Origin of the sequence: Corynebacterium sp. KPL1995 (assembly GCF_000477935.1) — a bacterium.
In the GTDB taxonomy this organism is placed as follows: Bacteria; Actinomycetota; Actinomycetes; order Mycobacteriales; family Mycobacteriaceae; genus Corynebacterium; species Corynebacterium pseudodiphtheriticum.
This window is the reverse complement of sequence record NZ_KI515715.1, coordinates 52,733-74,062: the sequence shown is the minus strand read 5'-3', so window position 1 is coordinate 74,062 and position 21,330 is coordinate 52,733. Positions and strand designations below refer to the sequence as shown.

The following is a 21,330-nucleotide window of genomic DNA, read 5'->3' as shown; positions in this document are numbered from 1 at the left end:
TGCGTTGCTGAAATGTTGAGTAAATATGCCAAACTAGATCAGCTGAACCAGACTAGATCAGCTGAATCAGTTCGACACAACATCACAAAGGTATGGAGTAAGCAGTGGCCTCTTCGACAACACCGGCAGCATGGGAACAGCCCGCATCGTGGGAGGATGCAGAATCCTGGGACGAAGCAATCTTCTCTGACGAAAACAATCAGGATTTCCTGGATGAACTCGTAGATCTTGACGACGAAGATGTAGTCGAGTCGGTCCGCGATGCCTGCCTGTTAGCTGCAGGCAACAACGCCAACAACGTCGAAATTAGTAACGGCTATGCAGCTGCCACGATCGCTGCAATCTGGAGCGGTGCACCATTTTTCGCCGGCGAAATAGTCTCTGCTTATCCGTTCGTTCGCGAATTGGTGGGGAGCAGCGACGAACAACTCACTGAAGCCGCCGCAGAACTGTTGGGCGAGCTGGATGTCGACTTCGACCTCGACCCATTTTTGGAAGCTCTGTCTTAATGCTTATCGCGATCGAAGGCATCGATGGTGCCGGGAAAAACACCGCAGTCACAGAGCTAACCCGTCGTTTCCGACAAAGCGGCATCAGCGTGGATGTCTGGGGGTTCCCAGATTACGACAACTCCATCCATGCGCAGTTGGCTCGCGAGGCTTTATATGGGCGGATGGGTGATCTCAGTGATTCCGTCTATGCCATGGCCACCCTTTTCGCTCTGGATCGCGCGGCTAGCCGCGAGAAATTGCGGAGCTACCTTGCCGACGGTACCCACCGCGATTCGGTGTTGATACTCGATCGATACGTCGCCTCAAGTGCGGCTTATAGCTGGGCGCGTACAGGCGAAGAAACAGTGACGGACTGGGTCGCACAACTCGAATTCGGACGCTTGGGTTTGCCGAAACCAGATTTACAGATTCTGTTGGATGTTCCAGTCGACGTCGCTGCTGCGCGCGCACATTCCCGAGCGCAGGCGGATGCCAGCCGCGAACGTGATCACTATGAGCGCGATAGCAGCCTACAAACCAAAACAAATGCCGCATATCACAAACTTGCTGCGACAAATTGGGCAAGTCAATGGCTAGTCAGCGAAGACATCGATAAGATAATGGCAACGATCGAAGCGCGCCGGGCCGAACTGGCCTGAAACACCACTCTCGGAGGAAGAACACGACGATGGCAGCAACCATTCTGGTAGTTGACGATGACCCCGCGATTTCCGAAATGTTGACTATCGTGCTGGAATCTGAAGGCTTTCATCCTATCGCGGTGACTGACGGTAACGAGGCTGTGCCGGCGTTTCGTGAGCACGAACCGGATTTGATTCTGCTGGATCTGATGTTGCCGGGCATGAACGGGGTAGATATTTGTCGCACGATCCGTACCGAGTCGTCTGTGCCGATCGTCATGCTGACAGCAAAAACCGACACCGTTGATGTCGTGTTGGGCTTAGAATCGGGTGCTGACGACTACATCACTAAGCCGTTTAAACATAAAGAATTGATTGCGCGTATCCGTGCTCGCTTGCGCCCAGCGGTAGAACCTGGGGAGCCAAAAGCGGATTCTCCGGAGACAATCGTCGTGGGTGATCTACACATTGATGTCAGTGAACACACGGTGACCCGAAACGGCGAAGAGATTTCGCTGACTCCACTCGAATTTGATTTGTTGCTGGAAATGTCGCGTAAGCCTGGCCAAGTACATACCCGGGAAGCATTGCTGGAAAAGGTCTGGGGTTATAAGCATGCCTCGGATACCCGGTTGGTGAACGTACACGTACAGCGCTTGCGGGCGAAGATTGAAAAAGACCCCGAGGATCCGCGGATTGTATTGACGGTACGTGGCGTGGGCTATAAAACGGGCAAGAAGCCTACCGCTTAGGCGTGAAGGAGCGTGAACGAATCCGCAAAGCCCGCTGAGGCGGTTAAGCCTGTTAAGTCGGTTAAGCCTGCTGACTCCGAGAAATCTTTGTTTGCAGCCAAGAAACGGTTCCGCCACCTGCGCATCAGGTTGGTGGAGTTTTGGCGTACCTCGTTGCAGGTGCGACTAATTGTATCTATCTTCGTTTCCTCATTGGTGGTTATGCTGGTGCTGGCTTTTGCGTTGATCTCGGTGATCACGCAACGATTGGTGGACCAGAAGCTCGACGTCGCTAGCCAGGAGATTGATCGTGCACGCTTTGCTGTGGAACAACAGATCAACGCCACTGGTTCAGCAAACAGCGTGCAAGTGCGCATTACCTCTGCGCGCGCGTCGATTTCGCATTCGAGTAGCGAATCTACCGATTTAGCCACGATTTACGACACGATCATCGTCGTCGATAACGGTGATGGCTCTTTGACCACGGCACCGGAAGGTTTTCGGGTACCTGCAGAATTGCGCAGGTACGTCTCTGAAGGGCAAGTTTCTTATCAGTTCACGCCCGTCGAACGTGCCGATGGCACCGTCTATGATGCGTTGCTGATTGGTTCGCCGACAGAATCTGATATCCCGGGTGCACAGGTGTATTTGGCGCTGTCCATGGAATCGGAAGCATCCACGATGGCCCTGTTGCGCGGATTGCTATCCACGGCCGGCGTGGTTGTGTTGGTGTTGCTGGTGGGGATTGCCTGGTTGGCTACGCAACAGGTGATTTTGCCGATTCGTTCCGCCTCACGCACTGCGCAGCGACTAGCGGGAGGTCACCTGCGTGAGCGAATGGTGGTCGAAGGTGAGGATGAAATGGCGCGGTTGGCGATGTCGTTTAATGACATGGCGGACAAATTGGTGCGCCAGATTAATCAGTTGGAAGAATACGGCAATCTTCAGCGACAATTCACCTCCGACGTCTCCCATGAATTGCGTACACCCTTGACGACGGTGCGCATGGCCGCGGATATGATCGCTTCCGATTCTGAATCGCTGGCCCCGCACACCCGGCGCGCGTCGGAACTGATGACTCGCGAACTGGACAAGTTCGAAGATCTCTTGGGCGATTTGTTGGAGATTTCACGCCATGATGCCGGGGTCGCGGATTTGTCGGAAACGCAGATTGATGTGCGTTCTAGCTTGGAATCAGCCTGGAACCAGGTGGAGCATTTAGCAGATAAGTTGAATGTTCGTGTGCGGTTTACCGGGCTGGATGAGCCATTGACGATTGCTGGTGATTCTCGGCGTATCGAGCGGATTTTGCGGAATCTGTTGGCGAATGCGATAGACCATTCGGAGGGCAACCCGGTGCTGGTGAATGCTGCGGCAAATGATCACGCTATCGCAATTACCATCGCCGACCGCGGAGTGGGGTTGAAAGAAGGCCAGGAGGATTTAGTCTTTCACCGTTTTTGGCGAGCAGATGTTTCCAGGAAGCGCCATTCTGGCGGCACCGGTTTGGGCTTAGCAATCGCTCGCGAGGACGCCCAGTTGCATGGCGGTATTTTGGATGCCATCGGTGAGCTGGGTGTGGGGTCGACGTTTCGGTTAGTTTTGCCACGTACTCCGCGTGGTCCAGTCGACCCTGCTCCTTTGGAGCTGGCGGTGATGCTGGGCGCCGACGAACCGGAATTAACTGACGACGTAGACGACGCTCGTGCTGAGGCTGATTCTGGCGCTGGTACTGGTGGTGATGGTAATGCAGAATAAGCAGCGACGCACCCACCAATGTGGCGTCTTTGGACGGAGTTCCGCAGATACTCAGCATGGTGGCGTCGGCAAGCGCGGTGTGCAGGTTTTCCGACGTGGAAGCCTTGCGCTGATAGTGGCAAGCAGCCTGGGGTTTGTGGCGGCATGTAGTTCATTGCCACGTGATACCGGCCCGCAAGCGTTGCGCCCGTTTGAGGCGTCTTCCAACCCGGATGATGATATGAATGTTGGTCCGACTGATGGGCAAGAACCAGATTTATTATTACGGGAATTTTATCGGGCCTCGGCTAGCCCAGAAGGTGATTACCGGGCCGCCAAGCGGTACCTCACCGAGAATGCCGAGGGCAACTGGCAGCCACACCACGACGACATGTTGATTGTGGACCGAATCGAATTCAACACTGCGTCTGGGCCAGCGGATTCCACGAAGCGGAAGTTCGACGTGCGCGGTACTGTCATTGGCAAATTAGGTGATGGCGGAAAGTATCTGCCCGAAGATGGTTTGTATGAGACTAGCGTGGAAATGGAGCTGGTGGACAATCAGTGGCGGATTTCCTCACTGCCATCCGGAGTAGTGATTGAGCGTAATGAGCTGCGGAACCAGTATCAGCCGCAGTCGCTGTACTTTTTTGATTCCACTGCCAGCGTGCTGGTTTCTGATCGGCGCTGGTTGTATTCGCAGCAAGAATCGCTGGGTGCGTCGTTGGCAACGATGCTAGTAGAAGGTGCTAGCTCACGTCTGGCCCCAGCGACGAAAGATTATCTGCCGGAAGATGCCACTTTTTTGGGGATTGATGAGGGCACTTATAATTTCTCCGGCATGTCCTCGTTGAGCTCTGAGCAGCGTATGCAATTTGCCGCACAATTGGTGTGGACGTTGGCGGGAGCTTCGGTTCCCGGGCCATATTCAGTCTTGATTGATGATGTTCCGGTGGCTGATGGTTTGGAAACTTTGTCGACCGATGATTTTGCGGGGTTGAATCCCAAATCATCGACCGATGGAGTGAGCTCGCTATATGCTTTAGCAAATGGTTCTTTAGTGCGTGTTGCTTCAGATCAGCGCGTGCCGCTTGACGACGCAGCAGGCGAATTGCGGGATATCAGTGCCGCCGATATCGGGGTTGATGGAACGGTTGCCGTGGTGCGCGCAAAGAACACCGGCGTGGCGCATTCTGCAGGCCGTGGCGAATCCCAGCTATTTATCGGTGAGCTTGACGGCAAGCTGGAAAAAGCGCTGTCCAGTGAGTTCATTACTCGCCCAACATTGGAGCGGACCGGCGGCGCGGTGTGGGTGTCTACGCAGGACAAAAAAGTTGTGCGTGTGGTGCGTGCTACGAGCTCCGGCGAGCTGACTACCAGCAGCGTGGATACCTCAGCCTTGGATGATATAGACGGCGAGATTTCCGTATTGCGCTTGTCTAACAGTGGTGCAGTTGCGGCAATGATTATTGATGGCCATGTGTATACCGGGGTTGTCCAGCACACGACTTCTGGTGAGCGCAAGATCGTGAATGTGCATGAGATGGCCACTGAGATCGGTGGCACCGCGTTGAGTTTGGATTGGCAGCCGGATGGTTCACTGCTGGTGGGGACGTCTGCGGCTGATACGCCGGTGTGGCGTGTGGAACAGGATGGCTCGGCGGTGTCGTCGTTGCCTTCGGGCAATGTGACCGCTCCGGTGGTGGCCGTGGCGGCTTCTGGTTCAACGCTGTATATCACTGATGCGCACGCGACACTGCAGCTTCCAGCCAGTGGCAGCGAGACATCGTTCTGGCGGGAAGTACCTGGTTTGCAGGGGCAGCGTTCGGTTCCTGTGGTGGCGAACTAGCCGGCTGACAATAATGGGGGGGATTATGTCGAATTTTCGTCGTCACGCTGATCGCGCCGGTTTCGTCGAGCTGGTTTTACCTCGCTCGTGCGCCGGCTGTGGTGCGCACGGACAGCTGCTGTGCCGGAATTGCCGCGTGGTACTGGCCCAGCCGCCGCGACGCATCACGCCGCGAGCTGACGTCCTCGCCCCTGTGTATAGCTGCGGTGGTTATGGAGGCCCGCACCGCGAAGTCATCTTAGAAATGAAAGAACGCAATAATCGTGCAATCCGTCCTTATATTGCTGCGGTGGTGCGGGCAGCGGTAGAAACCTTGCAGGCGCGCGGGGAGTTTTCGCATCGTGTGGTGTTGGTTCCAGCCCCCACTCGTGCACGCTCAGCCAGGCTGCGCGGCGGTGACCCAATGACACAGTTGTGCCTGGGTAGTGGGTTCCCGGTCATCGAAGCGGTATGCCTGGCGTCGTCGATGCCGGATCAGTCTGGGCTCAACCGCGACGACAGGTTGCACAACGTTCGCGGCAACGTTCAGTTGGTGCGCTCTGTACCACGCGGGGCCGAGGTGGTGATCGTGGATGACGTGATAACCACCGGGGCAACACTGGCCGCGACCGTCGACACGCTTACTTATGCTGGTGCGGATGTTGCTGGGTGCGTGGTTTTGGCTGCTGCTTAAAGGTAGGAAAAGCTAGGAGAAGCTAGGAAAGCTCTGAAAACTTTTTCCAATTAAGCGCTAATTCCCAATCCAAACCCAGGTCAAACTAGTTCGCGGTTGATACAATAAAAGTAGAGCAACCGAGATGAAAGGGAAAGATTACAGTTATGACTTTCGACGTAAACAACGACGCTCAAGCCCCAGAGGCCCAGGTCACCATCACTGGCCGCAATGTTGAGGTGCCGGAGCACTTCGCGGAGCGCGTTAACGGAAAACTCTCCCGCATCGAAAAGCTGGACCCCACGCTGACGTTCTTCCATGTGGAGCTGAAGCAAGAGCAGAACCCTCGTCGTGAGGATCAAGGCTCCCGCATTCAGATCACCGCCACGGGCAAGGGACACCTGCTGCGTGCTGAGGCCAAGGAAGATTCCTTCTACGCGGCTCTGGAAACCGCTATTCAGAAGATGTCCCGCAGCCTGCGTAAGGTGAAGGTCCGTCGCGAAGCCGCTAAGTCCGGTCACCGTGCACCAAAAGGTACCGGTGAACTAGCAGCTGAGATGGTTGCAGCGGCGAAAGCAGAAGCTAAAGAACAGGCTCAGCAGTCGAAGTACGATATTGACCCATACGCTGATTCCGTCGAGGACATTGAGCCGGGCCAGGTCGTTCGCGAGAAGGAGCACGCCGCTGTTCCAATGAGCGTTGACGATGCTCTATCCGAAATGGAGCTGGTAGGACACGATTTCTACCTGTTCATCAATGCCGAAAACAATCGCCCGTCGGTAGTTTACCGTCGTCACGCCTTTGACTACGGTTTGATCTCTCTGACCGAAGGCGACGAGAGCTAATCGCTACCACAGCGTATTAATGGCTGGCGCATCGCCAGCTACCTTGCCCGCCCAGGCCGATGATTCCCAAGTGTGTTGCTCATTAACATCGGCCTAGGGCAATTTTTTGTTGCTGCGCGCGTAGAATAGCTCAGAGCAAAACCTATTCGTGATTTTAAAGGATGGCACACCTGTGTTTGGACTTTCTAAGCTTCTCCGGGCTGGTGAAGGCAAGACCGTCAAACGCCTGAAGAAAATCGCCCAAGACGTCATGGCCCTCGAAGACGAGTACGCCGCACTGTCTGACGAGGCACTGAAGGACAAAACGGGCGAATTCCGCAAACGGCTAGCCGACGGCGAAGACCTCAACGACATCATGCTGGAAGCATTCGCGGTGGCCCGCGAAGCCTCTTGGCGCGTATTGGACCAGAAGCACTTCCTAGTGCAAATCATGGGCGGCGCCGCCCTGCACTTCGGCAACGTCGCAGAAATGCGCACCGGTGAAGGTAAAACCCTCACCTCCGTACTCCCGGCCTACCTCAACGCACTGGAAGGCAAAGGCGTCCACGTCGTCACGGTCAACGACTACCTGGCCAAACGTGACGCCGAAATGATGGGCCGTGTACACCGCTGGTTGGGCCTGGAAGTTGGCGTGATCCTTTCACAGATGCGCCCCGAAGAACGCCGTGAAGCCTACGCCGCCGATATCACTTACGGCACCAACAACGAACTTGGATTTGATTACTTGCGCGACAACATGGTGCGCCAGTTGAAAGATGCCGTGCAGCGCGGACACAATTTCTGCATCGTCGACGAGGTGGACTCGATTCTTATCGACGAAGCCCGCACCCCGCTGATCATTTCCGGTCCCGTTGATGGCAGTTCCCAGTTCTATTCCGTGTTCGCCCAGTTGGCACCACGCATGCGCGAAGGCAAGCACTACGAAGTCGATCACCGCAAGCGCACCATCGGTATCAGTGAAGACGGCGTCGAATACGTCGAAGACCAGCTGGGTATCGACAACCTCTACGCTCCAGAGCACGCGCAGCTGGTGTCGTTTTTGAATAACGCGCTGAAAGCCAAAGAGCTATTTGTGCGCGACAAGGACTACATCGTCCGCGAGGGTGAAGTCATGATCGTCGACGGCTTCACCGGCCGTGTCTTGGCTGGCCGCCGTTTCAGTGAAGGCATGCACCAGGCGATCGAGGCAAAAGAAAACGTCGAGATCAAAAACGAAAACCAAACCTTGGCCACAGTCACACTGCAGAACTACTTCCGTTTATACGACAAGATTTCCGGCATGACCGGTACTGCAGAAACGGAAGCCGCCGAGCTGAACTCGATTTATAAGCTGGACGTTGTTCCGATCCCGACGAATAAACCAAACCAGCGTGTGGATCACTCCGACCGCATCTACAAAACGCAGGAAGCAAAGTTCTCCGCAGTCGTGGAAGACATCGCCGAACACGTTGCTGCCGGGCAACCCGTCCTGGTGGGTACTACCTCGGTGGAGCGCTCTGAATATTTGTCGCAGCTGCTCACTCGTAAGGGCATCGAGCATAACGTCTTGAACGCGAAGTACCACGAAGAAGAAGGCAATATCATCGCGCGTGCGGGCCTGCCGGGCAACGTTACCGTCGCGACGAACATGGCTGGCCGTGGTACCGACATCGTGCTGGGCGGTAACCCCGAGGTCATTCTCGATATGCGTCTGCGTCAGCGCGGCCTGGATCCGTTCGACGACGAAGAGGCCTACCAGGAGGCCTGGGACAACGAAATCGAAGACGAAAAGGCGAAGAGTAAACGCCGCGGCGACGAGGTCCGTGAATCCGGTGGCTTGTACGTGCTGGGTACCGAGCGCCACGAATCCCGCCGTATTGATAACCAGCTGCGTGGTCGTTCCGGCCGCCAGGGTGATCCAGGTGAAACTCGGTTCTACCTGTCTATGCGTGATGAGCTGATGGTGCGCTTCGTCGGCCAGTCCATGGAAAACATGATGAATCGCCTCAATGTGCCAGACGACGTTCCGATTGAGGCGAAGATGGTCTCGAACTCCATCAAGGGCGCGCAGGCGATGGTAGAAAACCAGAACTTCGAAATGCGCAAAAACGTGTTGAAGTACGACGAGGTGCTCAACGAGCAGCGCAAGGTGGTTTACCAAACGCGCCACGAGATTCTGACCTCACAGGACATCTCTGCTCACGTGCGCAAAATGATTGACGACACCATCAGCGCTTATGTTACCGGCGCTACGGCGGTTGGCTACGTCGAAGACTGGGATCTCGACGAGCTGTGGAACGCCTTGAACACCCTGTACGAGCCGACGATTGCTTGGCAAGCACTTGTCGACGGCAGTGAATATGGCTCTAAGGGCGAACTCAGCGCAGAACAGCTTCGCGAAGCCGTGACCGCCGATGCGCAGAAGGAATATGACGAGCTGGAAAAAGCAGTCGCCGAAATCGGTGGTGATGAACAAATGCGCAACACCGAGCGCATGATCATCTTGCCGATTATTGATCAGAAATGGCGTGAACACCTCTATGAGATGGACTACCTCAAAGAGGGAATTGGCCTGAGAGCCATGGCTCAGCGCGATCCCCTGGTGGAATACCAGAAAGAAGGCGGCGACATGTTTAACGCCATGAATGAAGGCATTAAGGAAGAAACCGTGCGCCAATTGTTCATGCTGCGTAAACGTTTCGCCCAACAGAGCGAGCAAAATAATGATCCTGGCACCCCGATCCAATCTGCCGGTGGCGGCGCCACCAACAGCATCATGGGTGGTTAAGAAGCCAGTACCCGAAAACTTAACAACTGATCGTCGCCGCACACCGCGGTAAACCCGTAACGGCGACGGGTCGTGGTGTCCCCAATTAAGGCAGTACCAAATAGTTCCCAACCATCGGGTTGGGTAGACGATGGTCTGCTGTGTAAGGACTTAACCGCCACCGGGCCAGAAAGTTTGTTGTTTTGCTCAGCCCGTGCCCTGCGCTGCTGCGCGCCGATATGGATGCGCACCGCCGCACCGAAACGCATGCTACGTATTTGATGCGGCGGGCGTACCCCGCTTAAAATTTCCAAGGCAATTTGCAACAACGGTGCATACTGGTGCAAAACGTCGATAGTGGTACCGTCATTGTCTCCATTGTGCTCTGGCTCATCTGGAATATGCACTCGCAGGTGCGCATAGCCCGGTATCGCAGCGAGCATGCTTTCCCTCCCCGAAAAAGATGTGAAACAGGTATGGTATCCAGTGTGCCTGGTCGACGACGACCTGTGTGGAAGTATCGGCAAAAAATGCCAACACTGCCCGAATCCTAGGGCGAAACAACGAAATAACCTGGGCAAAAGGAAGAATATATGCGTGGATTAATCCTGGATTATTCCGGAGTTTTGGATGGCTCCGAAGAAGATCAGCGCCGCTGGCGCAACCTATTAGGCGCAGCCCGTGCAAACGGCGTTGCCACTGCAATTCTGTCTAACCACCCAGGAGGGCCAGAGGCAGAGGCTATTCGTGAATGGGAATACCGCGGCATCGTTGATGCTGTCCTATTGTCCGGTGAGATCGGCATGGAAAAACCGGAAATGGGCGCATTTCAACATGCTGCTGCTGCTATGGATCTACCTCTGAATGACTGCGTGATGGTCGATGACGGCATCGATAACGTGCGTGCCTCGGTCGGCTACGGCATGGTGGGCGTGCTGTATACCCAGTTCGACCGCTCAGGTGTAGAAGTACAGGCAATTTTCGATATCGACGGAGAATTCTAGAATGCGCATCTACCTGCCTGCAACGTTTAGCTTGCTTAAGCAGTGCGCTGAGAAAGGCGAATTCCCGGCCCAAGGCGGTTGGGCGTTTGCCGTAACGGACGCATTGCGGGATTTTTTCGACTCCGGTGAAGAAGAAGAGATCGCGATGATCGCTTTTGATTCCGCCGCGGAAGCTTCCCTACGCTTGCTGACTACCGGCGACTCCGAACTCCCGCATCGCCGGGTGGTGATTTCTGCAGATGTCCCAGACTCGTCGTGTACACCGGACCCCGAGATGGGGGAACCAGTCGTCAAACTGGATCCCGCAACTATCGAGATTCGGGATTTCGCAGCCATCCATATGGATGTTGCGGATGCCGAAGAGGCTACCGCCAAAGCTATTGAGCTGATTGATGCGGCTGATTTGGGCGATGAAGATGCAGAGCTGGCAGTAGGCGATGCCCAAGATAACTTGATGGCGTATTACGACGCCCACGAACTCAACGCTTTGGTGCAGTTGAGTAATTAGTTTTCCCAGTCGACGTTACTGCGCAGCGCGGTAAGCAGTCTGCGTACCGCGTCACGGCGATTGCGAGTTGCTGTGAGATCTGGATCCTGCGCGTCGAGCTCGTCGAGCGCGCATTCCGGGTCCGCGGGAGGGCCGATATGCGAACAACCCCTGGGGCAATCTTCGGTGATTTCATTGAGATCATCGAAGACTTGCAACACCGTCTCGGCGTCGACATGCGCTAAACCGAATGAGCGGATTCCTGGTGTATCAATCAGCCAACCGCCAGGGGAGCCTTCGACGTCGGTAAGCGTTTCTGGCAGCCGCAATGCGACCGATTGTGTTGAGGTGTGTCGACCACGACCGATTGCAGAAACCGCACCGGTGGCGCGGTCAGCATTCGGCACCAAACGGTTGACCAAGGTGGATTTGCCGACGCCTGAGTGTCCAATCAGTGCCGTGCGATGGCCAGCTACTAAACGGGAAACTTCGTCGAGTCTGTCGGAGGTGCCGGCGCACACAACGGCGATATCTAAGCCCGCAAACTGGGCGGCAAAATCGGTGGGGTCAGCAAGATCCGTTTTGGTTAGACACAAAATTGGCCTGATATTGCCCACGAAAGCCGCGATCAAGGCTCGTTCGACAAACCCAGTGCGTGGTGGGGGATCTGCCACAGCAGTGACAATCAGCATCTGGTCCGCATTAGCGACAACAATGCGCTCATAGGGGTCTGTGTCATCTGCGGTGCGGCGCAGCACAGAACTACGGTCTGAGAGTTTCACGATACGCGCGAGAGTATCTTTTTTCCCCGACGTATCGCCGACTACGCCGACACGGTCGCCGACCTCAATAGGGGTGCGACCCAACTCGCGTGCACGCATGCATACGACATCGGTGCCGTCGTCCAATGCTACGGTCCAACGGCCACGGTCTTTACCGATCACCATTCCGAAGACTGCATCCTTGTGCTTCGGCCGTTTTTTCGTCCGGGGTTTTGACCCTTTGCCCGGGCGAGTTTTCACGTCTGATTCGTCCCAATCACGCCGAGCCATCTAGGACACCATCGCTTCCCACATCGTGGAAAAACCCGGAAGCGTCTTCGCGGTCGTGGCAATATTTTCCACCTCGATGCCGCGGACGCGCAGGCCAATGATTGCGCCGGCAGTAGCCATTCGATGATCGTGGTAAGAATGCCACTGACCTCCGTGCAAAGCCGAAGGCTCGATGTGTAAACCGTCGGCATGTTCTTCGCAGTTGCCACCGATGCGATTAATTTCGGTAGCCAATGCGGCTAAACGATCAGTTTCGTGCCCGCGTAGATGAGCGATTCCGGACAAAGTCGACGGAGTCGTCGCCAGGGCAGCTAACGCTGCCACGGTGGGAGTGAGCTCACCGATATCCCCCATATCCCGGTTGATACCGAGCAGTTTTCCATCGGTAGGGCCGGTGACACGCAAATCCCCAGAGCTGTGCAGTTGCACTTCGCAACCCATTTCTTGCAAGATCGGGCGGATTTCATCGCCCGGTTGCGTCGTCCTTTCGGGCCATTGGGGGATGGTGACGGTGCCGCCGGTTACTGCTGCTGCAGCCAAGAACGGCGTGGCATTGGAAAGATCCGGTTCGATATCCCAGGTTCCGCCCCGGATGGGACCTGGATGTACACGCCACTCATTATCGGCGACATCAACGCACACCCCGGCATCGCGCAGCATTTCGACGGTCATGGTGATGTGCGGCATCGACGGCAAGGAATTGCCAATATGGCGCACGGTAATGCCCTCGGTGTAGCGGGCCGCAGAGAGCAACAACCCGGAAACAAACTGCGAGGACCCGGATGCGTCAATCTCGACGACGCCGCCAGCTGGCGTTCCCGAGCCTAGGATCCGAAACGGGAGATGTTCGCCGCTGACGGCGACACCAAGTGCCCGCAGTCCGTCGAGCAGCGGACCAATGGGGCGCGCCCGGGCTTGCGCGTCGCCATCGACCTCCACTGGTCCAGCTGCTAGTGCCGCTAGCGGCGGCAAAAAACGCATGACAGTACCGGCTAGGCCACAATCGATGGTGGCGGGCTGCAGCGGTGCTGGCTCGACGGTGATGCGATCTTTTAATTCGGTGACGTTGACCCCCATCGCGCGGAGTGCTTGTGCCATGAGCTGCGTGTCGCGTGAGTGCAAAGGCCGCAGAATTGTCGATGGGCGATCGGCTAAACTGGCTAGTACCAAGGCGCGATTGCTCAGGGATTTGGACCCCGGGATCGTTTGTACGTGTGAAACCGGAGAGGCGGCGTACGGGGCAGCCCAGAAATTGCTCATGGACGCCATGATAATAGAGACTGGACCGTCATCGGTGGCGCTGGACAGGAGTGCGCAGCGCCAGGTGGGTAGTGCAGGAAAGGACACGTGGATGAGAACTGAGCTCAGCGACGCACCGGCGCTAAAAACGGACCGTGCCGAACAGCCCGCAGCCGCTACGGCGCAACCAAGCGGCGACTTTGAAGAACTAGCGTTGCCATTATTGGATCAGCTCTACGGTGGGGCACTGAAAATGACTCGGAACCCACAGGACGCGGAAGATCTGGTGCAGGAAACTTACCTGAAAGGATTCCAGAATTTCGCCAAGTTCACCCCGGGCACAAACCTGAAAGCTTGGCTGTACCGGATCATGACCAATACCTATATCAATGGGTATCGGAAAAAACAGCGTCAACCGGTGCATACCAGTGCCGACGAGCTGACCGACGGGCAGTTGTATACCAGCTCTGGGCATGATCCCACCGGTTTGGTATCTGCAGAAGTGGAAGCGCTGGCGATGATGCCGGACACCACGATTGCTGCGGCATTGAACGATCTTTCTGAGGACTACCGACGCGTGGTCTATTACTCTGATGTCGTCGGGCTGGCGTACAAAGAAATAGCGGAAGTGCTGGAGATTCCGCTTGGGACGGTGATGAGCCGGCTGAATCGGGGAAGAAAAAAGCTACGCGAGACGTTAAAGGAAGTGGCGGCCGAACACGGAATCGCAGCCGCACAAGAGGCGGTGGAAAACTCTGCAGGAGACAAACCGGCGGTGTCCAAGGCCTCTGGGCCACAAACGGCAGACGCAGCGAAAAATGCAGCGAACAGCAAAGAAGGTGAGCGCTGATGCAACAGTGGAACACGCACAACAGTGTAGGGGCTAACGATGCAGCAGCTAGTGATGAGAATGCTCAGTGGACAGCAGCTAATCGACAAACAGCTCGGCAGGCAGAAAGTTATGCCCCGTGTGGGTGCAGCCCAGAACGAGTGAACTATTTAGTGGGGTTGCTCATCGACGGTGCAGAAAACGGTGCGCTCAACTCGACGGAACTGCAGGACGTACGGGCTGAACTCGCCACATGTGAGCTGTGCTATCAGCGTTTAGAACAGGAAGAGCGTTTTCGTGCGATGCTCAACCGCTGTTGCAACGCGGTGGAGGAAAACGCAGAAACCGCAGCGCCGCGGAGTCTACGAGAGCGCATCATCGTGTCTATTCGAACCGAGCGGACCACGACGGTACGTATGAGTCAGCGCACCATCGGCGACGGCCGAGCAGGGTGATTGAAACCGATAATGTTCAGGGTTTGTTAGTGCTTGGATTGTCAGGGCCTGGACCGTTGGCGTCTGGATCAGCGAAGCTCTGCGATGGCTCTGATGCGCCGAGCTAAGAGGAGGGCGAGGTAGGGCAAGGAAAAAGGCAGCTCCCGCAGTGTGCAGGTGCTGCCTTTTTGTATGTTTTCACACACTATCCGCCATTTGGACGTTTACCGCGGTTAGCGGATTTTTTCCGGCGGTCTTTACGCTTACGACCACGCTTGCTCATTGTGATCACTCCTTTAGCAATAGGAACGGTTAACAGAAACTATACTAGCGAACCCTGTTCACACTATAGACAACCGCACATATGAATTGTGGTTGTTGCGGAAAAGGGGAAAGCGCGATAAATATTAGGCGTTGACGCGGGCGCGACGGCCACGGTTGCGCTTGCGCTTGAGGGCGCGACGTTCTTCTTCCGACATGCCACCCCAGACACCAGCATCCTGGCCAGTTTCCAGGGCCCACTGCAGACAGTCGTTAGTTACAGGGCAGCGGTTGCACACCAGCTTCGCCTTTGCCACTTGGGTCAATGCTGGGCCCGAGTTGCCGACTGGAAAAAAGAGTTCTGGATCTTCATTGCGGCAGATTGCTTCGTGGCGCCAATCAGACATGCTGTGTGCTCCTTAGTGGTCGAGGTCAGGGAATAAATCGGAGAGGTGGATACCTCTGCGGTGCTACCGGCCGGGTTTTGTGCCAAAAACTCGCGCGGCGCGCGGTAGTTGGACCGGAGTCTTCGGGATGTATCAGCGGTGCGTGCGCTTGCTCGCTGTGCGTGCTGCTGCTGATCCGGAATAGTGCCGGTTAGCGGCCTATGTTGTCGCTATGAAGGAATGATTACATGAATAAAAGGTGAATGCTAGGGGTCTGCCATAAATAGTGAGTTAAATCATGCAGCGCGAATGTAATTTCCGAGAGGAATGCTGGCGGTTCTTTTTTCGGCAAATCCTTTATCTATCGCTAGCTTGCTGCAGTCGGTAGAATACTGCACGTGAATGCCCGATCCGAAAATTCTGCGATGCCAGAAAAACCAGAATCCGCAGTAAACAACCCTGCAAAAAAAGAAAAACCTTTGCAGCCACCAGCGACGATCAAATTTGCGTCGCTGATTGCCGTGGTGCAGTCGGTGATTGCGCTGATTTTTGCGGGGGTGCTGATTTGGCGCGAGATCATCAATGCAGAAAACAACAGCATCGCATCAGATGCTGCCACGGCGAACTGGATTGGGGCTGGCACTGCCGGTTTTATTGCCATTATCTTCGGCACGATAGTGGCAGCGGCGCTCTCGCAATATCGTGGTAAGCGCTGGGGGCGCGGTCCAATCGTGTTGTTGCAGGTGATTCTGGCTGCGTCGTCGTTTCAGATGATGTCGGGTGGGGCAGTGTTTTTCGGCATCTTCATCTTGGCTTCGGCTGTGATCGCCTTGCTGATGATCTTTCACCCGCAGTCGAATGCTTGGATGGAACTGCATTACGCACCACGTCGCCGAGGCTAATACTGCCGAGGCTAATACTGCCGAAGCGAGTATCGCAGGTGCCTAATGGTAGGGGCTGAGTGATAGGGCATTAGATCGGTAGGGGTGGGGATCCCGCTGCGAAATTAGCGCAGAACCACCAACTCAGTTCCGCGCTTTTCGACGATATGCTCGCCAGCAACCGCAAGCGAGACAGGGCCACGGTAATCTCCGCGGTCTAACGGGATGGTGCGTTCAATTTCTCCGTTGTTCCAGTTAACAACGCTGATCCCAAATTCTGTTGGCACTAGCGCTTTGCCTTCCACCGCAACTCCGGTGCCTAGTGCCGCTTCAATAATATGCTCGACCGCTAGTTCATTTGGGGTGAAAAAATACAGGCGGTGGCCATCGAACCAGGTCATGTGGTGTGGCAGATCTGCGGTCGCTGGGACGGTGAAGTTTCCCAAATCTGCTGCTTCGACTACACGACGCTGGCTCGTGCGGGTCCCGTCGGTATTAAAAGACATCAGTTCTGGTTGCTCGCCGGGGAGATAGACGGCTGCAGCATCTTGTCCTATAGCAACGACATGCGCGCCTGGGTGGTCTAAGCCAATACTGGAATTGACCTCCGGCACTCGCGAATCTTCCGGCGTCGCTTCCTGCAGCCGTAACACGCTGTGTTGGGGGTCGTTGGGACAGTGTTCAACGACTGCAAGCAATTCTGTACGAGTTAAGGCTGAATGGATGGAACAATTTGCGTTTGGTTGGCTGTTTGGTTCTTGCGGGGCTTCCACAGAACCGTATTCCACTGTGCGAACCAAATCCGAGCGCCACAGTTCTACGCGTTGTGCAGAGACTATCCCGACTCGATCATTGGATTGGACCCCACCGACAACATCCGGTGCTACGGCCGAGCGGGTGGCATCATATTGTCCGGTAGCGGCATCCAAAGCAATGACATCGCCGCACCCGGCAGCAGTACGGTAGGTGAGCACGACACTATCCCATGCACTACCGATGCTGCAGAGCGGATACTCGCGGGAATATTCCCAATGCGGTGTCGCTTCTGTATGGGGCGTTTCCTCGCTGGACGCAGTAGCTTGGGCAATTTCGGCGCCCCGAATAGCGCCAGATTGCGGCCCGTCGGCAAGAGATTCTGGGGCATAAGCACGCACTCGGTGCATGCCATCGTGTTCGTCGTATGTGATGAGTAATCCCGCTGCCACTATTGGTGGTTGTGCCGGGCTAGTCGCGGGATCTGCACCAGGAAACTGCTCCGAGTGTAGTCGGCCAATTTCGGTAAATTCTTTCGGGATCTCGCTGCGTGGTTCCGGAGCGGCGTAGGCCTGTTTGGCGAGAACTAACTCGCTGTTGCGGATCGATGCACCGGAATACACGATTGACACGGCAAGCACCGCGATGGTGGCGACGGCCGCCATGACGGTGAGATCTGTGCGTGTGCGCCGTAGTGGTGCCGAAAATGGCACTGTACCGGTGCGGGTATCGATGGTTGGTTTTGGGGCCATGTTCTCTCGCCTTGTCACTAGCGCTTCGGCTTCTGCCGCGGGCCGCGAGAGTCACCGGTGCGCTTTTTCCGGTGCCTATCCGGATCCACGCCAATGACCTGGGTGGCTGGACCCACGCGGTTGCTGATGTCGGAGGGCAGGTCGAACGCGTCGGCAAGTTCAGTGGAGGTAGAAAACCATTCCGGTGGGGTTGGCTGGCCTAACGCTAGTTCGTCGTTAATCACGCGCCATTTGGATACTTCTTCCAAGCCGACGAGAGTAACTGCGGTGCCGGTCTTTCCCGCGCGCCCGGTACGGCCAATGCGGTGGACAAACGTCATGGCGTCGTCGGGAAGATGATAATTAATTACGTGGGTGATCGAATCAATATCGATCCCGCGAGCGGCAACGTCGGTAGCGACTAAAACGTCGACGCTATGCGCGCGTAAAGCAGCTAAGGCTTTTTCGCGCTGCGCCTGGTTAAGATCACCGTGTACTGCAGCAACTCGGAAACCCAGCTCGGATAAATCATTTGCCAGGAAGGCAGCCGATCGCTTCGTGCGGGTGAACACCACCGCTTGTTCCCGGCCCGGACTTTGCAGGATCCGAGAAATCACCGCGAGCTTATCCAATTGGTGGGCTTGGAAAACCACCTGTCGGGTGCTCGTGTGGGTAGCGCTTGCCGACGGATCTTCGGCATGAATATGGATCGGCTTGTGCTGGAATTTCCGAGTTAATGCCTTGATTTGGCCAGGCATGGTGGCAGAAAACAGCATAGTGTGCACCCGTCGTGCGGGGGTTTCAGCTGGCGCCTTTGGCCGTAAGGCCTGGAAAATTCGCTCGATATCCGGCAAAAATCCTAAATCCAGCATCTCGTCGGCTTCGTCAAGCACACAGATTGCTACGCGATCCAGTTGCAGATAACCCCGTTGATGCAGGTCAAGCACACGCCCTGGTGTGCCGACGACTACATCAACGCCGTTTTCTATTTGTTCGACTTGTTTTTCGATCGATGCCCCACCGTAAATCGTCAATGTGCGTACTGGTGTGTAGCGGCTGGCGCGGGACAGATCCGCGCCGACCTGGCTTGCCAGCTCGCGTGTTGGGACGATCACCAGTGCACGGGGAGTGCCGTCGAGTTCGGGGATGTCTGCGTCATCGAAGACGCGGTCGAGCAGTGGGATTCCAAAACCTAAGGTCTTGCCCATGCCGGTGCGAGCTTGCCCAATCAGATCTTTGCCATCGAGTGCGAGGGGCAAGCTGAGTTCTTGGATAGCGAAGGTGTGGTGGATGCCGTCGTCGGCAAGCGCCTCGCAGATTTCCGCTGCCACGCCTAATTCTGCGAACGTTGGCGTGGCGGGCGGGGTAGATACATTGCGGGAAGACACACCTTGATACTAACCGTTGCGGCTAGTCCGGCATAGAAACCGCACCGATACAGAATTTTGAGAACTTGACTAGAATATGGGATATGAATATCAAAATTGGTCTGATTGAATCTCCACGTGAGCTAGTTATCAACTCTGAGCTGTCGCATGACGAGGCCGTGAAGCTCGTCAAGGATGTACTGGGCAAAGCTGATGATGTCGTTGAGCTTGCGGACGCGAAAGGTCGCAAGTACCTGGTGCGTACCAACGCAATCGCTTATGTGGAAGTTGGTAGCAGTGAGCAGCCAATTGTCGGTTTCGGCGGCGCCTAAGCCTGGGCGTCGAATATTTCTCGCCGGGCCCTAGGAAAGCTGAAGAAGCTGAAGAACCTGAGGAAGCTAAGGAATTGGGCGCTGCAGTTCGGGCGCTGCAGTTCAGGCAGAACCCAAGGGCCCGGGATAGGCTCCGATAGCGAATTATGAAAAACCAGGTAGTGCAATTTGTCGAGAATTATGGCTGGCGGCGCGCGGTGGTTATTCCCGTGCTGCTGGTTTTAACCGCTGCTGTGCTCGTGCAAATCGCCAGTGGCGACAGTAGCGATTCTGCTCAGTCTGGCGGTGCACATGCGGATTCGTCCGCGGAACACCATCGTGGTGGCAGCGCTCATGACAGGCACGGTGGGCACGATGACCCGGAAAGTGAACTTGGGTTAGGGCCTGATCCGGGTTCGGCAGCGCGAGCGGAGCTGGGATTACGTGATTTGCCTGCGGGTGGGATTTATTCCGCCAATGGTATGGGCGAATTCCGTGCTATTGGAACCCCAGGGATGGAAGCCGGACTGGGAACCGAAAAGACGATTCGCTATACGGTGGAAGTAGAAAAAGGTCTGGACACCGTACCCTATGGCGGTGATGATGCCGTTGCGCGTTTGGTTGATGCAACATTGTCTGATCCGCGTGGGTGGACTTACGATCCAGCTTTTAAATTTGTTCATGTTGGTGCGGAGGAAAATCCTGACACCCGGATTTTATTGGCTTCGGTGACTACCACCGCTGATATGTGTGGGGTAGACCTGGAATTAGAAACCTCGTGCCATACGACGATCACGGGTGGTTCCACGGTACTGCTCAACGAGTCGCGCTGGGTTCGTGGGGCTACTCCTTTTCAAGGTGATCTGGGTGCTTACCGCCAGTATTTAATCAATCACGAAGTCGGGCATGCGATCGGCTATCCGCACCACCAGGCTTGCACAGGCGATGGGAATCTTGCGCCGGTGATGATGCAGCAAACGATCAGCCTGCAAAATTCTGAACTTTTTCAGCTGAATCCGGATGAGGTTTATCCGGATAATCCTGATACGTGCCGGCCAAACCCATGGCCGTACCCGCGCCCGCTTCCTAACGGCGCGGCACTCCATGCTCTGCACGAACCGGAGAAAGAGGCCTAAATACAGCCATGCCAGTGCCACCTAATCACGTTTGCGAAGCATTTCAGACGCCGAAAGAAGTCCCAGCTCCGTTGGGGCATGCTTGGGATAACGGAACAAAAATTGGGGACATGGCGCTTTCGCAAGCCACCCCGACTGCATTGTGGTCGGCCAAGGTGCGAGCCGGTTTATCTGTGGAAGGAGCGCGCATTGCTCGGCCGATTTTGTCTACTGATGGGCGCTACACAGTGGCTGGCTGGAAAGCTAGTGCCTGGAGCCAAGGAGACCTGGCGCGGCGGGTTGACGAAACTGCATTGTTAGCACTGAAGTTGGCCGACAGTTTGGCTTCTGTGCCTGCACCAACCGCGCAGCGGGATGATGTTTTTGCTCGCGCCGAAGCCGCCGCGTGGCAAGAAACTGGGGAAGCCTATCGGAGCCTGGCTCCGGATACTGAGCTCTGCGTCGGGCATGCTGATTTATTGGCCTCTACGATTTTCCATCACCTCTTGCCACCGACCATTGTGGATCTCGTGCCGACGGCAGCTCTGCGTCCGCGGGGCTATACCTGTGCGCTGGTGATTGTTGACGGCATGATTGCCGGAGCGGTTGATGATTCTATTTGTGATCGCTTTGCGCATATTCGCGACATCGATCAATTGCTTTTGCGTGCGGTGGCTTATCGTCGGCACGTGAATAACCTGCACCCCGAGGCAAAAGCAAACACACGTTCGCATATTAACCGGGTGGAAGACCTTCTCGTGTCACGGGCGTATGCCATGCTGTAGTAC

23 protein-coding genes are annotated in these 21,330 nt (G+C 55.8%); 16 read left to right on the top strand and 7 right to left on the bottom strand.

The genetic code is table 11. The features are described from left to right. Positions 1 to 104: 104 nt before the first annotated feature. The 8 genes from HMPREF1292_RS00300 to secA all read left to right on the top strand — a co-directional run bounded on the left by HMPREF1292_RS00300 (position 105) and on the right by secA (position 9,713). A complete protein-coding gene (locus HMPREF1292_RS00300; protein ID WP_021353652.1) occupies positions 105 to 509 on the top strand; it encodes a hypothetical protein in 405 nt (134 codons plus the stop codon). Further along, positions 509 to 1,150: a dTMP kinase gene (locus tag HMPREF1292_RS00295; RefSeq protein ID WP_021353653.1), complete on the top strand. Its 642-nt coding sequence runs from the start codon at positions 509 to 511 to the stop codon at positions 1,148 to 1,150. The genes HMPREF1292_RS00300 and HMPREF1292_RS00295 overlap by 1 nt, the downstream gene beginning before the upstream one ends. A gap of 29 nt (positions 1,151 to 1,179) precedes the next feature. Further along, the gene (mtrA, locus tag HMPREF1292_RS00290; protein WP_021353654.1) at positions 1,180 to 1,884 is read left to right on the top strand and encodes an MtrAB system response regulator MtrA; all 705 of its coding nucleotides are present in this window, start codon (positions 1,180 to 1,182) and stop codon (positions 1,882 to 1,884) included. A gap of 117 nt (positions 1,885 to 2,001) precedes the next feature. Next, a complete protein-coding gene (gene mtrB / locus HMPREF1292_RS00285) occupies positions 2,002 to 3,621 on the top strand; it encodes an MtrAB system histidine kinase MtrB (RefSeq protein ID WP_274542608.1) in 1,620 nt (539 codons plus the stop codon). Next, a complete protein-coding gene (lpqB, locus tag HMPREF1292_RS00280; protein ID WP_021353656.1) occupies positions 3,611 to 5,449 on the top strand; it encodes an MtrAB system accessory lipoprotein LpqB in 1,839 nt (612 codons plus the stop codon). The genes mtrB and lpqB overlap by 11 nt, the downstream gene beginning before the upstream one ends. A gap of 25 nt (positions 5,450 to 5,474) precedes the next feature. After that, the gene (locus HMPREF1292_RS00275; RefSeq protein ID WP_023018251.1) at positions 5,475 to 6,122 is read left to right on the top strand and encodes a ComF family protein; all 648 of its coding nucleotides are present in this window, start codon (positions 5,475 to 5,477) and stop codon (positions 6,120 to 6,122) included. A 146-nt stretch (positions 6,123 to 6,268) separates the two neighbouring features. Continuing rightward, the gene (gene hpf, locus HMPREF1292_RS00270; protein ID WP_021353658.1) at positions 6,269 to 6,946 is read left to right on the top strand and encodes a ribosome hibernation-promoting factor, HPF/YfiA family; all 678 of its coding nucleotides are present in this window, start codon (positions 6,269 to 6,271) and stop codon (positions 6,944 to 6,946) included. A gap of 172 nt (positions 6,947 to 7,118) precedes the next feature. Beyond that, positions 7,119 to 9,713: a preprotein translocase subunit SecA gene (gene secA, locus HMPREF1292_RS00265; protein WP_023018250.1), complete on the top strand. Its 2,595-nt coding sequence runs from the start codon at positions 7,119 to 7,121 to the stop codon at positions 9,711 to 9,713. On the opposite strand, the gene HMPREF1292_RS00260 is transcribed toward secA, so the two are convergent. Then, on the bottom strand, positions 9,710 to 10,135 hold the full coding sequence (locus HMPREF1292_RS00260) for a hypothetical protein (RefSeq protein WP_023018249.1): 426 nt from the start codon (positions 10,133 to 10,135) through the stop codon (positions 9,710 to 9,712). The genes secA and HMPREF1292_RS00260 overlap by 4 nt on opposite strands. Before the next feature lie 150 nt (positions 10,136 to 10,285). On the opposite strand from HMPREF1292_RS00260, the gene HMPREF1292_RS00255 reads away from it, so the two are divergent. Continuing rightward, positions 10,286 to 10,696: an HAD family hydrolase gene (locus HMPREF1292_RS00255; RefSeq protein WP_023018248.1), complete on the top strand. Its 411-nt coding sequence runs from the start codon at positions 10,286 to 10,288 to the stop codon at positions 10,694 to 10,696. A gap of 1 nt (position 10,697) precedes the next feature. Then, entirely contained in the window at positions 10,698 to 11,204 is a 507-nt protein-coding gene (locus HMPREF1292_RS00250; RefSeq protein WP_021353662.1) for a hypothetical protein, read from the top strand. On the opposite strand, the gene rsgA is transcribed toward HMPREF1292_RS00250, so the two are convergent. Both rsgA and aroA read right to left on the bottom strand, forming a co-directional pair. Then, the gene (gene rsgA, locus HMPREF1292_RS00245; RefSeq protein ID WP_034644915.1) at positions 11,201 to 12,235 is read right to left on the bottom strand and encodes a ribosome small subunit-dependent GTPase A; all 1,035 of its coding nucleotides are present in this window, start codon (positions 12,233 to 12,235) and stop codon (positions 11,201 to 11,203) included. The two genes, HMPREF1292_RS00250 and rsgA, sit on opposite strands and share 4 nt — an antisense overlap. Further along, complete coding sequence (gene aroA, locus HMPREF1292_RS00240; RefSeq protein ID WP_023018246.1) at positions 12,236 to 13,495, bottom strand: 3-phosphoshikimate 1-carboxyvinyltransferase; 1,260 nt, start codon at positions 13,493 to 13,495, stop codon at positions 12,236 to 12,238. A 91-nt stretch (positions 13,496 to 13,586) separates the two neighbouring features. On the opposite strand from aroA, the gene HMPREF1292_RS00235 reads away from it, so the two are divergent. Both HMPREF1292_RS00235 and HMPREF1292_RS00230 read left to right on the top strand, forming a co-directional pair. Then, positions 13,587 to 14,324, top strand: a complete 738-nt coding sequence (locus HMPREF1292_RS00235; RefSeq protein ID WP_021353665.1) for a sigma-70 family RNA polymerase sigma factor — start codon at positions 13,587 to 13,589, stop codon at positions 14,322 to 14,324. Then, the gene (locus HMPREF1292_RS00230; RefSeq protein WP_023018245.1) at positions 14,324 to 14,758 is read left to right on the top strand and encodes a hypothetical protein; all 435 of its coding nucleotides are present in this window, start codon (positions 14,324 to 14,326) and stop codon (positions 14,756 to 14,758) included. The genes HMPREF1292_RS00235 and HMPREF1292_RS00230 overlap by 1 nt, the downstream gene beginning before the upstream one ends. Positions 14,759 to 14,942: 184 nt before the next feature. Here the strand turns inward: HMPREF1292_RS00230 and HMPREF1292_RS11485 are convergent, their stop codons facing one another. Beyond that, on the bottom strand, positions 14,943 to 15,020 hold the full coding sequence (locus tag HMPREF1292_RS11485; RefSeq protein ID WP_369707185.1) for a 50S ribosomal protein bL37: 78 nt from the start codon (positions 15,018 to 15,020) through the stop codon (positions 14,943 to 14,945). Positions 15,021 to 15,144: 124 nt separating this feature from the next. Further along, entirely contained in the window at positions 15,145 to 15,405 is a 261-nt protein-coding gene (locus HMPREF1292_RS00225; RefSeq protein ID WP_021353668.1) for a WhiB family transcriptional regulator, read from the bottom strand. A gap of 377 nt (positions 15,406 to 15,782) precedes the next feature. Here HMPREF1292_RS00225 and HMPREF1292_RS00220 point away from each other — a divergent pair, with 377 nt between their 5' ends. Next, on the top strand, positions 15,783 to 16,286 hold the full coding sequence (locus HMPREF1292_RS00220; RefSeq protein ID WP_051137335.1) for a hypothetical protein: 504 nt from the start codon (positions 15,783 to 15,785) through the stop codon (positions 16,284 to 16,286). Between the two features lie 104 nt (positions 16,287 to 16,390). Here the strand turns inward: HMPREF1292_RS00220 and HMPREF1292_RS00215 are convergent, their stop codons facing one another. Together HMPREF1292_RS00215 and HMPREF1292_RS00210 are read right to left on the bottom strand one after the other, a co-directional pair. Beyond that, positions 16,391 to 17,770 carry a hypothetical protein gene (locus tag HMPREF1292_RS00215; protein ID WP_023018243.1) on the bottom strand — a complete coding sequence of 460 codons (1,380 nt, stop codon included), beginning with the start codon at positions 17,768 to 17,770 and terminating at the stop codon, positions 16,391 to 16,393. A 17-nt stretch (positions 17,771 to 17,787) separates the two neighbouring features. Next, on the bottom strand, positions 17,788 to 19,137 hold the full coding sequence (locus tag HMPREF1292_RS00210) for a DEAD/DEAH box helicase (protein ID WP_023018242.1): 1,350 nt from the start codon (positions 19,135 to 19,137) through the stop codon (positions 17,788 to 17,790). Positions 19,138 to 19,220: 83 nt separating this feature from the next. Here HMPREF1292_RS00210 and HMPREF1292_RS00205 point away from each other — a divergent pair, with 83 nt between their 5' ends. The 3 genes from HMPREF1292_RS00205 (at position 19,221) to HMPREF1292_RS00195 (ending at position 21,327) form a co-directional block, all read left to right on the top strand. After that, positions 19,221 to 19,448: a DUF3107 domain-containing protein gene (locus HMPREF1292_RS00205; RefSeq protein ID WP_021353672.1), complete on the top strand. Its 228-nt coding sequence runs from the start codon at positions 19,221 to 19,223 to the stop codon at positions 19,446 to 19,448. Between the two features lie 146 nt (positions 19,449 to 19,594). After that, positions 19,595 to 20,563, top strand: a complete 969-nt coding sequence (locus tag HMPREF1292_RS00200) for a DUF3152 domain-containing protein (RefSeq protein ID WP_021353673.1) — start codon at positions 19,595 to 19,597, stop codon at positions 20,561 to 20,563. 8 nt (positions 20,564 to 20,571) lie between these two features. Then, positions 20,572 to 21,327, top strand: coding sequence for a hypothetical protein (locus HMPREF1292_RS00195; RefSeq protein ID WP_021353674.1), 756 nt, complete (start codon positions 20,572 to 20,574; stop codon positions 21,325 to 21,327). Positions 21,328 to 21,330: the final 3 nt, after the last annotated feature.

Coding starts and splice junctions, on each gene's coding strand:
- HMPREF1292_RS00295 (WP_021353653.1), top strand. CDS start 509: ATGCTTATCGCGATCGAAGGCATCGATGGTGCCGGGAAAAACACCGCA.
- mtrA (WP_021353654.1), top strand. CDS start 1,180: ATGGCAGCAACCATTCTGGTAGTTGACGATGACCCCGCGATTTCCGAA.
- lpqB (WP_021353656.1), top strand. CDS start 3,611: ATGCAGAATAAGCAGCGACGCACCCACCAATGTGGCGTCTTTGGACGG.
- HMPREF1292_RS00275 (WP_023018251.1), top strand. CDS start 5,475: ATGTCGAATTTTCGTCGTCACGCTGATCGCGCCGGTTTCGTCGAGCTG.
- hpf (WP_021353658.1), top strand. CDS start 6,269: ATGACTTTCGACGTAAACAACGACGCTCAAGCCCCAGAGGCCCAGGTC.
- HMPREF1292_RS00260 (WP_023018249.1), bottom strand. CDS start 10,135: ATGCTCGCTGCGATACCGGGCTATGCGCACCTGCGAGTGCATATTCCA.
- HMPREF1292_RS00255 (WP_023018248.1), top strand. CDS start 10,286: ATGCGTGGATTAATCCTGGATTATTCCGGAGTTTTGGATGGCTCCGAA.
- HMPREF1292_RS00250 (WP_021353662.1), top strand. CDS start 10,698: ATGCGCATCTACCTGCCTGCAACGTTTAGCTTGCTTAAGCAGTGCGCT.
- rsgA (WP_034644915.1), bottom strand. CDS start 12,235: ATGGCTCGGCGTGATTGGGACGAATCAGACGTGAAAACTCGCCCGGGC.
- aroA (WP_023018246.1), bottom strand. CDS start 13,495: ATGAGCAATTTCTGGGCTGCCCCGTACGCCGCCTCTCCGGTTTCACAC.
- HMPREF1292_RS00235 (WP_021353665.1), top strand. CDS start 13,587: ATGAGAACTGAGCTCAGCGACGCACCGGCGCTAAAAACGGACCGTGCC.
- HMPREF1292_RS00230 (WP_023018245.1), top strand. CDS start 14,324: ATGCAACAGTGGAACACGCACAACAGTGTAGGGGCTAACGATGCAGCA.
- HMPREF1292_RS11485 (WP_369707185.1), bottom strand. CDS start 15,020: ATGAGCAAGCGTGGTCGTAAGCGTAAAGACCGCCGGAAAAAATCCGCT.
- HMPREF1292_RS00225 (WP_021353668.1), bottom strand. CDS start 15,405: ATGTCTGATTGGCGCCACGAAGCAATCTGCCGCAATGAAGATCCAGAA.
- HMPREF1292_RS00215 (WP_023018243.1), bottom strand. CDS start 17,770: ATGGCCCCAAAACCAACCATCGATACCCGCACCGGTACAGTGCCATTT.
- HMPREF1292_RS00205 (WP_021353672.1), top strand. CDS start 19,221: ATGAATATCAAAATTGGTCTGATTGAATCTCCACGTGAGCTAGTTATC.
- HMPREF1292_RS00200 (WP_021353673.1), top strand. CDS start 19,595: ATGAAAAACCAGGTAGTGCAATTTGTCGAGAATTATGGCTGGCGGCGC.
- HMPREF1292_RS00195 (WP_021353674.1), top strand. CDS start 20,572: ATGCCAGTGCCACCTAATCACGTTTGCGAAGCATTTCAGACGCCGAAA.